General features: G+C 65.3%; 10 protein-coding genes. 6 read left to right on the forward strand and 4 right to left on the reverse strand.

All coding sequences use genetic code 11. From position 1 onward, the window contains the following. Positions 1-27 precede the first annotated feature (27 nt). Complete coding sequence (locus OXF11_15645; GenBank protein MCY4488525.1) at positions 28-1,791, reverse strand: hydantoinase B/oxoprolinase family protein; 1,764 nt, start codon at positions 1,789-1,791, stop codon at positions 28-30. A gap of 15 nt (positions 1,792-1,806) precedes the next feature. Continuing rightward, on the reverse strand, positions 1,807-3,897 hold the full coding sequence (locus OXF11_15650) for a hydantoinase/oxoprolinase family protein (GenBank protein ID MCY4488526.1): 2,091 nt from the start codon (positions 3,895-3,897) through the stop codon (positions 1,807-1,809). 273 nt (positions 3,898-4,170) lie between these two features. On the opposite strand from OXF11_15650, the gene OXF11_15655 reads away from it, so the two are divergent. The 5 genes from OXF11_15655 to OXF11_15675 all read left to right on the forward strand — a co-directional run bounded on the left by OXF11_15655 (position 4,171) and on the right by OXF11_15675 (position 10,201). Continuing rightward, the gene (locus OXF11_15655; protein MCY4488527.1) at positions 4,171-5,520 is read left to right on the forward strand and encodes a hypothetical protein; all 1,350 of its coding nucleotides are present in this window, start codon (positions 4,171-4,173) and stop codon (positions 5,518-5,520) included. Positions 5,521-5,614: 94 nt separating this feature from the next. Then, entirely contained in the window at positions 5,615-8,716 is a 3,102-nt protein-coding gene (locus OXF11_15660) for an Ig-like domain-containing protein (GenBank protein ID MCY4488528.1), read from the forward strand. Between the two features lie 245 nt (positions 8,717-8,961). Beyond that, positions 8,962-9,249 (forward strand): type II toxin-antitoxin system RelE/ParE family toxin, encoded by a 288-nt coding sequence (locus OXF11_15665; protein ID MCY4488529.1) that lies wholly within the window; start codon positions 8,962-8,964, stop codon positions 9,247-9,249. Positions 9,250-9,265: 16 nt separating this feature from the next. Beyond that, complete coding sequence (locus OXF11_15670) at positions 9,266-9,583, forward strand: HigA family addiction module antitoxin (protein MCY4488530.1); 318 nt, start codon at positions 9,266-9,268, stop codon at positions 9,581-9,583. Between the two features lie 210 nt (positions 9,584-9,793). Continuing rightward, the gene (locus OXF11_15675; GenBank protein ID MCY4488531.1) at positions 9,794-10,201 is read left to right on the forward strand and encodes a hypothetical protein; all 408 of its coding nucleotides are present in this window, start codon (positions 9,794-9,796) and stop codon (positions 10,199-10,201) included. Between the two features lie 54 nt (positions 10,202-10,255). Here OXF11_15675 and OXF11_15680 read toward each other — a convergent pair whose 3' ends face one another. Continuing rightward, positions 10,256-10,462 (reverse strand): hypothetical protein, encoded by a 207-nt coding sequence (locus OXF11_15680; protein MCY4488532.1) that lies wholly within the window; start codon positions 10,460-10,462, stop codon positions 10,256-10,258. A 76-nt stretch (positions 10,463-10,538) separates the two neighbouring features. Beyond that, entirely contained in the window at positions 10,539-11,312 is a 774-nt protein-coding gene (locus OXF11_15685; protein MCY4488533.1) for a phytochelatin synthase, read from the reverse strand. Between the two features lie 183 nt (positions 11,313-11,495). Between OXF11_15685 and OXF11_15690 the strand changes: the two genes are divergently transcribed. Beyond that, the gene (locus OXF11_15690) at positions 11,496-11,999 is read left to right on the forward strand and encodes a hypothetical protein (GenBank protein MCY4488534.1); all 504 of its coding nucleotides are present in this window, start codon (positions 11,496-11,498) and stop codon (positions 11,997-11,999) included. Position 12,000: the final 1 nt, after the last annotated feature.

Genomic DNA, 12,000 nt, shown 5'->3' on the forward strand with positions numbered 1-12,000 from the left:
TCTTTACCGGGTATGCCGGTCAAGCGATCAAGAGCCCAGGGCTTCGCGCGCCGAGCGGCGCCCTTCCCGCAACCTTCGGGTCGCCTCCAGATCCGCGACTCCCGTAACCGCGTCCACCACCACACCGTACTGCAAACGTGCGTTCGCGGGTGACAGCAGCCCGTCGGCCACGTCGTCCAGAACGGCCTCCACGGGTCGCTCGTAGGGGTCGCCGTAGCCTCCACCGCCGGCGGAACGGATTTCGGCGACGTCGCCGGCGTGCGGGTGGTGCATGGCGGCCCGGTGGAACTCCACCTCCCGGCCATCCTGTCCCCGCACGCACACTGTCCCGGCCGCCGCGGTGCCGCCGCCGTCCAGCCCGAACGGCGCCGTCTCCTCGGCGCCGCTACCGATCTGCACGGACAGCGCGGTGCCCTCTTCGTTGAAGCGCAGGGCGAACAGCGCGCCGTACCCGCCTCGCCACTTGCCCGCGCCGGCGCTGTCCGGGCGGTACTCGTACTGGAGGATGCGGTGCGGGAAGGTCAGCTCGTAGAGCTCCGGGTCCGGTACCCGGCTGCCGCCCATGGACGACACCGGACTGATGTGGCTCCAACCGTCGAAGCCGTGGGTGGCGCCCCCGCCGCCCTTGGCGAAATGGAGGATGAAGGCCCCGGGCCGGCCGGTGCGGCGGTTGAGGGCGGTACCCGCGCCGGCGTTGGTGCGCGCCCAGGCGGCCTGCGCCCGCTCCGGCATGGCCTCGGACAGGGCCATCCACACCGCCTCCACGATGGTGGCACAGGTGGCCACGGTGCACTGGGTGGTGGGGGCGCCCTCGCGCGGATTCACCAGCGTCCCCTCCGGCGCCGTCACCGACACCGGGCGCATGGCGCCCTCGTTTACGCCCACGTCCGGCGCGATGGTGGAGAAGAGCCCGATGTAGCAGGACGATACGGTATTGGCGTAGGAGCTGTTGTAATAGACCGGGATCTGGGGGTCGGAGCCGGTGAAGTCCACGTGCAGCCGCTCGCCTTCCACGTCTACCCGGAGCCGTATCGCCGGACGCCGAGCGGCGCCGCCGTCCTCCAGCACGTGGTCAAGCTGTCGCGACGCGTGGTAGACGCCGTCGGGCACCGCGGCGATGCGCTCCCGCATCTGCGCCTCACTCCGGTCCAGCACCTCGTCGATGGCGCGGTCCACGCTGTCGCGGCCGTACCGTTCGAGCATCTGTTGGAGCGCCCGCTCCCCCACGTTGCACGCACCCACCTGGCACTGGAGGTCGCCCTCTACCAGGGCGCGCAGGCGCACGTTCAGCAGGATGATCTCCCACACGTCCCGGTTGTACACGCCGCCCCGGTAGAGCCTCGCCGGCGGTATCCGCAGCCCTTCCTCCCACGCGGTGGCGGCGTGGGGGTTGCGGCCGGCCGCGCCGCCACCGCCGATGTCCGCGTGGTGGCCCCGGCTGAGCACCCAGAACCGGAGCCGCCCCTGGAAGAACACCGGCTTCAGCACCGAGATGTCCGGCGCGTGGTTGTTGCCGTGGTAGGGATCGTTGAGGATCATCACGTCGCCGGGTTCCACGTCGTCGCCGAAGTGGTCGCTGACCGCCTTCACCGCGAAGGGGCTCGCTCCCATGAGCACGGGGATGTACGCGGTCTGCGCCACCAGCCTGAGTTGCCGGTCGAACACCGCGGTGACGAAATCCTTGTTCTCGGCGAAGATGGGCGAGCGCGAGCTGCGCAGCATGCCCGCGCCCATCTCGCGGGTCACGCCCTCGAGACGGTTGGTGATGACGGTGAGGAGGATGGGGTCCATGGTTCCGCGGTGGGTTCACTGGGCGCTTGCGTCACGCCGGCACCGTTCCAGGCTCTCCTCCAGGCTGTGCGTGCTCGGGTGCACGAGATAGTTGCCGTAGACGTCGCAGGTGAGCTGGAACCCGGGCGGCAGCACCACCGTCGTGGTCTCCTGCTCGACGATGGCGGGGCCGCGCACGTTCGCGCCGGCAGCGAGCCGGTGCCCATCGTGGACCGGCACCTCGCGGAATCCGTCGTCGAAGAACGCGTTCCTGCGACCGGTCAAGGAAGCACGGCCGCCGGCGCTCCGGGCAGGCGTCGGCTCCGAGTCGGCAAGCCCCCTTCCCACCACCCGCAGGTTCACGATCTCGGCCGCCGCCTCGGGCATGCCGTAGCCGTTGAGCGACTCGTGAATCCGGTGAAAATCCCGCGCCAGATCGGCCACGGCGTCCTCCGTCAGCGCGGTTCCCGCCACGGGAACCTCCACCTCGCTGAACTGTCCCACGTAGCGCACGTCCGCGGCGCAGCATAGCGCGATTCGATCCCGCGGCACACCCTCGGCGAGCAGCGCTTCCTCGGCCGCGCGGCGCAGATCCCGGTAGTGCGCCTCCACCGCGTGCCGGTCGAGCCGCTCCAGCGACATGACGCAGCTCTTCACGAAATCGTGGCGCAGGTCCGACAGAAGCTGGCCGGCGGCGCACATCACCGATGCCTCCCGCGGCACCATGATCAGGCCGATGTCCAGCTCCCGGGCGATGGCGCACGCGTGGATGGGACCGGCTCCCCCCGCGGCCACCAGCACGAACCGGCGCGGGTCGTGGCCGCGCCGCACCGACACCTCGCGGATGGCGTCCACCATGTTGGCGTTGACCACCTGATGGGCGCCGTAGGCGGCGCGCACGACGTCCATGCCCAAGGGCTCGGCCACCTGCCGGCGAAACGCTTCCCGGGCACCGTCCTCGTCGAGGCGGAGACGCCCGCCCCAGAACCGTTCGGCTCCCAGGTAACCGATCAAGAGATCCGCGTCGGTCACCGTGGGCCGGGTACCGCCCCGGCCGTAGCACACAGGACCTGGAGTGGCGCCCGCGCTCTCGGGCCCCACGCGCAGCAGGCCGCGGCCGTCCACGGTCACGATGCTGCCGCCGCCGGCGCCGATGGTGTGCACCGCCACCATGGGCAGGGCGATGCGGTGCCCGGCGATCTCCATCTCCTTGGTCACCTCCACCTCGCCCCGATTGACCAGGCAGACGTCGAAGCTCGTGCCGCCCATGTCCGTGGTGATGGCGTCGGCCATGCCGTGGAGGCCAGCGTACCAAAGGCCCGCCACCGGCCCGGCGGCGGGCCCCGACAGAATGCTCCGCACCCCGAAGCGGGCGGCCGGTTCCAGGCCCATGACCCCGCCGCTCGACTGCATGACCAGCAACCGGCCGCGGAACCCGTTCTCCGCCAGCCCCCGTTCGAGGGAATCGAGGTGGGCCGCCAGCACCGGGGTCACGTAGGCGTTGACCGCGGTGGTGCTGAGGCGCTCGTAGAGCCGGACCTCCGGCAGCACCTCGCTGGAGAGCGAGACGTGCACTTCCGGCAGAGTCTCCCGGAGCCGCACGCCCACCGCGCGTTCGTGCGCATCGTTGGCAAAGGAGAACAGGAACCCCACGGCGACGCTCTCCACCCCGGCCTGCCGGACCACCGCCACGGCCCGCTCGACCGACTCCTCGCCCACCGCCTCCAACACCGCGCCGTCGCCGTCCACGCGCTCGGCGATGGGATGAATCCGCTGCCTGGGAATGAGCGGATCGGGCGGCGCCTGCTTGGGGTCGTACAGGTCCGAGCGCACCCCGCGCCGCATGTTGAGCACGTCCCGGAAGCCGGCGGTGGTCAGCAGCGCGGTGCGCGCGCCGCCGCGCGTCAGCAGTGCATTGGTGGCGATGGTGCTGCCGTGGATGATCCTGTCGGTGTGCTCCAGGAATTCCCGCAAGGACAGGCCCAGTTCCTCGGCCACGAGTTCGAGGCCGGCGAGCAGCGCGCCCGCGCGGTCGTTGGGATCGGACAGGGTCTTGCGGAGGACGCGGCGGCCGTTGCCGGACACCAGCAGATCGACGAAGGTGCCGCCGACATCCACGCCGACCATGTATCCACCCGGACGTTTTTCCATCATAAGACCCTGGAGTCTGCGCCGTAGAACAGGCAGCAAGGGAGAGCGTAGAGAGTATAGAGAGAGTGGGGAGAAGACAAGGAGAGAGACCTACGATCGGCAGTCCGAAGAGTCGACTATGGCGGCCTGACTCACACCGATTCCCTCCTCAATAGTGGGACATTTTCGATTGCCACAAACGGGACATTTTCGGCTGCCATTGACACTGTATTTCGAATTCGCGCAAAACATTGGAAGGGGGATACGCCGTTGACATTGACAAAGACTCTTGACCACATTTCACGTTTCTCAACACTTGTGTTGGTTCTCGGTTTCGGCGTCCCGTTTGCCGAGGCCGAGGAATCGACCGTGTGGCAAGCGTTCGATCGTCCCGGTGTTTCTTTGCTATCAGGACTTCAAGGTTGTGCACCTGCCCTTCGCGACGGCACATCAGAAGGCTCGCGGTGCTTGGCAGGCTGGTCGGTCAATGATCTCCTCCTCGATGCAATAACCCGTTTGGCAACCGAGAGGGGCCAAGGGATCTTTGGGAAGCATTTCCGAGTCGTCAACAACCTGAGCTACTCCCCGGTCGGAAGCGGCCTGAGGGGCGGGCTTGACGTGGTGCTGCCCTTTGGGTCGTCGACCTCTCCGGGCACCGCACGGCACGAGTCAAGCGCTTTCTTCCTGCAGAATGGCGTGACGCGGTGGGTAGACGACCGTGGATCCAGCCGGAATGACTATCGCGTCGGGGCCGTTCGTCGCTTCGGCCTGTCCGGCCAGGGTGCCGTGTCCGGTATCCTTGGCGTATCCGCATTCGTCCAACAGAGCCGTGAGTACCAGCATACGCGCATGGTCGCCGGGGCAGATTACCGCGGCAAGTGGGGACAGGGAACGATCAATATGTTCGTGCCCACGACCGGCTGGCGTCCCACCTATACAGGGCACAAAGAGCGCGCGCTTGCGGGGGGCGAACTTGCTTTGCAGTTCAACGTCACTACCACGCTGTCCATGAAGACGGCGTTGGCCCGTTGGGCAGACGACGACGGTCTTGGGGGCTGGTCGACAAAGGGGCGGGTGGCTGTCGAGTGGCGTCCGCATCGCTGGTTCAACATGGGCGCTGCATGGAACGGGGTTGGCACAGATGACGATGCCCATGAGTTTCGTCTGGCCTTCTCCATGCCCTTGGGAGACATGCGCAAGCCGCCACAGTGGGAGGGCGTCGGCGTTGTCGGTGGCGGTCCGACACCGTCTTCAACCGACCCTTGGAGTCCGGTCGAGAATGTTGGCGCAATCCAAGTGGCCACACGTGAAAGCACCGGCGATGATCTCGCCTCGCAGGCGACGGTCCGGTTTCTTCACGACAGCGCGATGACCGGCGACCGAGTAGGCCTCGAAGTCCGCCTCCCCGCCGCTACATCCAGCGACCTGAATCTGATCGTAACTCTCGCACCCGGCAAGGGTCCCAATCCTGCCGTGCCGGGCGTGGACTATGTAGACGAGCCCATCCCGGTCACGATTGCTGCAGGAACCTCCAGCGCCACGGTTACCATCCAACTCCCACTGAATGCGGACCTGAACGAAGCCCGGTCTCTCATGGCTACGGTCACCGCGGCATCCTGACAGGACCGTGCCCTTGGATCGCGAAGCAATGGAACCTGAGCAAATGAGTACTTCACACAGCTTGAAGATGATCGCTTCCATCGCAATCATTGCGATGATCTACACACTCCTTGCGAGTTGTGGTGGTGGTTCTGGTTCGGTTTCCAGAAGCGGCGAAAGCGACCAGCTCACTATCGAACCGCGCCCCCCGCAAGACCGTCCGGACCTGGCGGTGGCGTCGCCCTCGGTGAGCAACGGCAACCCGGCCCCTGGGGCGGGCTTTACGTTGTCCGCGATGGTCAACAACACAGGCAGCGGACAGGCGGCAGCTACGACGTTGCGCTACTATCGCTCCACCGACGCCACCATCACCTCTTCGGACACGGAACTGGGCACCAACGCCGTGCCCGGGCTTGCGCCGTCCGGGAGCGACAGCCAGTCCATGGATCTGACCGCCCCCTCCGCCCCCGGAACATACTACTACGGAGTGTGCGTGGACGCGGTGGCGGGAGAGTCCAATACGTCCAACAACTGCTCCGCGGCCATCGAAATCACCGTGCCGGAGCCGGACCATCCGGAGCTGGCGGTGGTCTCGCCCTCGGTTAGCACCCCGTTCCCGGCCATCGCATCTCGGTTCACTCTGTCGGCAGCGGTACGGAACGGCGGCAAGGGGCAATCGGGGGCGACGACGTTGCGATACTACCGGTCCACCGACGCCACCATCACCTCTTCGGATACGGAAGTTGGCACCGCTGCCGTGGCTGCGCTTGCACCGTCGGGAAGCGACAACCAGTCGGTGGATCTGACCGCCCCCTCCACGCCCGGAACATACTACTATGGGGCGTGTGTCGATGCCCTCGCCGACGAGTCCAATACGGCCAACAACTGCTCCACAGCCGTTGAGATCACTGTACTGGCGACCCAGCAGCAGGTACAGGGCCATCCGGACCTGGAGGTGAGGACACCCACGGTGAGTGACGCGAGCCCGGAGACGGGCGCGACGTTCAATTTGTCAGCGACCGTGAGCAACACCGGTGACGCGGAGTCACCCGCGACGACGCTGCGCTACTACCGCTCGACGGACCCGACGATCACGACATCGGACACCGCGGTGGGGACGGACGACGTGGGCGTGCTGGCAGCCCCAGGAACGAGCTCGGAGTCCATCTCGTTGGCGGCGCCGGTAACCGCCGGCGCGTACTACTACGGGGCGTGTGTGGACTCGGTGACCGACGAGTCCGACTCAACGGACAACTGCTCCGCGTCGGTGAAGGTAGACGTCGAGGAGCCGAAGCATCCGGACCTGGAGGTTGGGACGCCTTCGGTGAGCGACGCAAGCCCGGAGACGGCTGCGAGCTTCACCCTGTCGGCGACGGTGAGCAACACCGGCGACGCGGAGTCGCCCGCGACGACGTTGCGCTACTACCGCTCGACGGACCCGACGATCACGACATCGGACACCGCGGTGGGGACGGACGACGTGGGCGTGCTGGCGGCCCCAGGAACGAGCTCGGAGTCCATCTCGTTGGCGGCGCCGGTAACCGCCGGCGCGTACTACTACGGGGCGTGTGTGGACTCGGTGACCGACGAGTTTGACTCAACGGACAACTGCTCCGCGTCGGTGAAGGTAGACGTCGAGGAGCCGAAGCATCCGGACCTGGAGGTTGGGACGCCTTCGGTGGACGACGCGAGCCCGGAGACGGGTGCGGGCTTCACCCTGTCGGCGACGGTGAGCAACACGGGCGACGGCGAGTCGCCCGCGACGACGTTGCGCTACTACCGCTCGACGGACCCGACGATCACGACGTCGGACACGGCGGTGGGGACGGACGACGTGGGCGTGCTGGCGGCCTCAGGAACGAGCTCGGAGTCCATCTCGTTGACGGCGCCGGCGACGGCCGGTGCGTACTACTACGGTGCGTGCGTGGACTCGGTGACCGATGAGTCCGACACCACCAACAACTGCTCGGCGCCGGTGAAGGTGGAGGCGGTACAGCCGAGTGAGTTGAGCGTGGAGGTGACCGCGCCGCAGGAGTGGGCACCCGTAGGGGAGACCGTGAACTACAAAGCGAAGGTGGTGGACAGCGAGGGAACGGAGATGTCCGGGTACACCTTCGCATGGAAGTCGAATGACACCTCGAAGGCGACCGTCAATTCAAGCGGCGTGGTGACGGCCGTCGCGGTAGGCGACGCGACCATTACCGCCACAGCAAGTACGACTGGCTCGACCACCGTGAAGGCGCGTCCCCTTGCGCGGTCTTCCGGTGACGCGGGCACGAAGCTCCAGTCAACACTCTCGGGTTCGCTCAAGATGAACGTGGTCAAGCCAGTGGACAGAATTGAGTTTTCTCCGAGCTCGCTGAGCTTCGACGCGGTGGGTGAATTGAAGACCGTCACGGCGACCCTCTACGACGCGGACAACAACGAAATGCGCCCAACCCATTGGGGCTGGGGCTCGGCGAATGAGACAGTGGCCGAGGTGTACTCACGGTACTCTAGTTCCAGTGTGCCGGCCAGTGTGCAGTCCATCGGCGAGGGGACCACCACGGTGAGCCTAAGCGCCAACGGGACCAAGGCGTCCATGAACGTGACGGTGACACTGCCGACGGCACGAGTGGATATCAATCCGCGCTCGTTGACGTTTGAGGCGCTGGGAGACACCAAGTCGGTGACCATCCGGGTCCTGGACGAGAACGGTGACGAGGACGAGGACGCGACTTGGTTGGCATTCGGTTTTTTCAGTCCGTGCTGCGTTCCTGACGCTCGCAACTACCGGGGTGGAGTCGCCTTCGAGAGAGTGGGCGATGGCCTGGAAATTACGTCGAAAGGACCGGGAACCGGCCAGATCACGATCAGTTCGACGGACGTGGCATCGGCTATCCTGGGCGTCACCGTTCGCATGAAGCCGGCGACGCTGGAGGTTTCACCGAGTTCACCCAGCTTGGCGGTCAACGGGACGACCACGCTGAGCGCGACGATCAAGGACGCCAACGGCAACTCCATACAGGTGAGCGGGAACGACGGCCAGGGCGGTCTCGTTGTCTATTGGGAAACGAACGACGACACCGTGGCGACAGTTGTGGGCGGGACGGCCAGGGAGGAACACAATACCGGAGCCACTGCCACGGTGACGGCGGTGGGGGCCGGCACGGCGACGATCACCGGCACGTGGGCTAGCAGAGTCAGAGGCACCGCCACGGTAACCGTGACGGAGTGATACTCAGACCGGCTGTTCCTGGAGTGCCCCTTCTACGGCAGCCGCCAGATGGTCTGTCATCTGTGGCGGGAGGGCGTCTGTGTGGGGCGTCACCGGGTGCGCCGTCTATTCAATCGAGACTTCGCGTGGGTCCACCTTTCGACCGCCCTGTTCATAACTTGACCAGCCCGAGAAACGCACCGACACACCAGCTTCGGATAGTGTACTCTTGACGTACATCGTCTAACTTGTCATCTTGGCAGGGGATGATCCTCGGTTATCGAGACAGAAAGACGCGAGCGTTTGCCGAAGGGCGGTCAGTCAAGGCGTTCCGGAGCTTCGAAACCCAAGCAGCAAAACGGCTGGCCATCCTGAACGCCGCGCCTTCGCTCGACACCCTGCGTTCCTTACCGGGAAACCATCTTGAAGCCCTCCGGGGTGAGAGGAAGGGCCAGTACTCCATTCGCATCAACCGGCAGTGGAGACTGTGTTTCGAGTGGCCGGACGGGCATGCAGGACCGGACAACGTTGAGATCGTCGACTACCACGGATGAGAAGGAGGAGAACGGTATGTTCATGAGAGCTGTCCATCCCGGTGAGATCCTGAAGGGCGAGTTGGAAGAACTGGGTATCACACCGACGGAGTTGGCGCGGCAGATCGAGGTGCCCGCTAACCGGGTGAGCCAGATCATCGCCGGCAAGCGTTCAGTCACCGGCGACACCGCGCTACGCTTGGGCCACTGGTTCGGTGTCGATCCTCAATTTTGGCTTAACCTTCAGGCACAGTACGACTTGGTTCAGGCCAACAGGGAAACGGGTGCCCAGATCCGCCATCTGCCGACTAGGCCGGGTGTTTTGGGAAAGGGCGCCGCTCCGGGGTTTGCATGACCAGAGAAGGAGCAAGGACGCCACTCGGCCGAAACCGACCGGTATTTCGGATGAAACGATCCCGTTTAGCGACCGTCCGCAAGGCATTCGAAAGGGTCCGGGAGGCTGAACGGTGAGCGATGGCAGGCCGTTTCAGGGGAGCCTCTTGCCGAGGATTTCCTTCGCGAGTCCATCGTCGAGCTTCCTGATTGGCAGGATCTCGACGAATTGATGCTCGACGGCGTCGAGTCCGCCTTACAGGATATATTCGCCCGCTTCCCGGCAGACCGGTCACCCACTGAGAGTCAGACGGAGGACGATCTGATCTGGTCCGTTTTCGGCCAGCTCGGGTGGACAGCGAACTTGCGCCAGCAGAACCTGTCAGCCCATAGTCGCGAGGCCGTACCCGACGGTCTGTTGTTCGCGCACAATGCAGCGAAGGAACGGGCCAACGACTTCGCGGAGGAGTGGAAGCGTTATCAACATGGCCTCGCCATCGTGGAATCGAAACACTGGCTACGTCCCCTCGACCGGCGGTCGGGACGACGCGGCGAGGAGACAGCACCCTCCACGCAAATGCTGCGCTACTTGCGGCGGGTCGATGATCTGACAACCGGAAGGCTCCGCTGGGGATACTGATCAACGGGGCGAGATGGCGCCTCTATTGGCAGCGCGCTCTATCCGTCTCGGAACTCACGCAGCCTCACCGACGGTCACGCTGACACGCTTCCCCAACCGGCGCAGGGCCCGGTCGATGGTGGCTGCCTTGGTGACATGATCCGGATTCAGCATGCGCCGCACCTCGCTCTCCGCGACGTCGAGGTCGCGCGCGAGACGGCGTTTCGACACGCCGGCCTTGCGGAACGCCTCGTAGAGGGCCGCCTTCAGCGCAATCGGCACCGGAGGAACGACGATCGGCCGGCGTCGGGTCGCGCGCGACGGCTCCGGCAGGTCCTTGCAGAGTGGACGCCGTGAACTATCGTCCCTCGGCGATCAACAGGTAGCCGCGGTTCTCCACGGTATCGAAGGTGCGCATGGCCTTGATCAGGTGGGCTGCGCTGACCCAGACCCACGGGGCCCGGTTCGGGTTCACGTCCATGATCAGAAAGGAATCGCTCGCCTCATCATAGGCTCCGAGGGGGGAAATGTGCCCGCCGCCCTTCTGGCCCAGTGTCTTGCGGTGGTAGTTCACGAGCACGTAGTCACCTGGGGCAGCCAGGTTCTTCGCGATCTCGCGCTTGATCACCTCGTCGTTCATCTCCTCATCGACCACGCGGATCCTCACATCGAGATCGTGGGCACTCAGGGCTTGAGCCAGTTGTCGGAGCTGCAGGCCGAAGTCCTTTTTCATGGCACCCTGGATCGCGATGGGCTTGCCAAGCACCTCGATCTTGGTCTTGGTCTGGCCGGTGAGGACGTTGTTCGGAGTGTATTTCCCGAAGAAGGGGTTGAAGCCCGTGGGGAGCCATGCGCGTTCATCCTCCGCGATGGAGTAGGTGTCCTGAGGAAGCCCCTTTTTCTTGCCAAGCCTCAGCGCGTCCAAGACGATGGCCGAGGAGACCGGCCCACAGAAGATCTTGTTGTCCTGGCTGATGAAGTGGTTGCTGAGCCGGAAGAAGTCCGCCTTGTGGGTGGAGCGCGACAGGCGCCGGGAACTCTCTTCGGACTCCCACTCTACCAGGCCGCTCGCGGCGCCGGCCTGGCACAGGACAACGCCCGCCAGGAGCAACACCGTCAGAACGTGTTTCATGGGACCTCCTTGTTTCGGATCATCCGCGAACTCAACACACACCCTTCGCGCATTCTTGGACGCACGTGGTATGGTCCTCTTCCGTTAAAGATTAACCTCTAGGTGAGGACATTCAAGGGGATTCGACCGGGCGGGCGTGAGTCTCATCGGCAAGCGATGGGGGCGCTACAAGGAGGCCAAGTCGTGAAAGGAAGAATTCTGGCGTTCGCGGGGATACTGTTGTTGATGAGCCCGGCCTACGCCCAAGGGGGCAGCTTCACCCTGCTGTTGACCGGAACCCACGCTTACACGACCATCGAGCATTCCACGGGCAGGATGTTCGCCGGCGGGGTAGATGGAGTGGCCACCGTGACGGAGAGCACAGGCGAGCCCTTCGCCAAGGGCATGAGCTTCTACATGACCTGTGTGGCGAACGGCACAAGGTCGGACGCGGGTCTGCAGCTCGAAACGTCTTGTGTCGGGACTGACACGGCCGACGACCGTGCCCGCCTCTACATGTCCGGGGGCCGCGGAAAGGGCACCACGAAAGCGGGCGGCGGCGGTGCGGGCATGATCGAGATCGTGGGCGGGGCGGGCAGGTTTGCCGAGCTCAAGGGGAGTTGCCCCTACGACACGGCCTACCTGAAGGGCGACCGAGTCGTGACTTCCGCCAAATGCACTTGGGAGAAGGCTTCCGCCGGGGGCTGAC

Source organism: Deltaproteobacteria bacterium, assembly GCA_026712905.1.
Lineage (GTDB): Bacteria > Desulfobacterota > Binatia > UBA9968 > JAJDTQ01 > JAJDTQ01.

Bases quoted from the DNA above. Each gene is read 5' to 3' on its own strand.
- OXF11_15645 (MCY4488525.1), bottom strand. From the start codon at position 1,791: ATGGACCCCATCCTCCTCACCGTCATCACCAACCGTCTCGAGGGCGTG.
- OXF11_15675 (MCY4488531.1), top strand. From the start codon at position 9,794: ATGCTCGACGGCGTCGAGTCCGCCTTACAGGATATATTCGCCCGCTTC.
- OXF11_15670 (MCY4488530.1), top strand. From the start codon at position 9,266: ATGTTCATGAGAGCTGTCCATCCCGGTGAGATCCTGAAGGGCGAGTTG.
- OXF11_15650 (MCY4488526.1), bottom strand. From the start codon at position 3,897: ATGGTCGGCGTGGATGTCGGCGGCACCTTCGTCGATCTGCTGGTGTCC.
- OXF11_15665 (MCY4488529.1), top strand. From the start codon at position 8,962: ATGATCCTCGGTTATCGAGACAGAAAGACGCGAGCGTTTGCCGAAGGG.
- OXF11_15685 (MCY4488533.1), bottom strand. From the start codon at position 11,312: ATGAAACACGTTCTGACGGTGTTGCTCCTGGCGGGCGTTGTCCTGTGC.
- OXF11_15660 (MCY4488528.1), top strand. From the start codon at position 5,615: ATGATCTACACACTCCTTGCGAGTTGTGGTGGTGGTTCTGGTTCGGTT.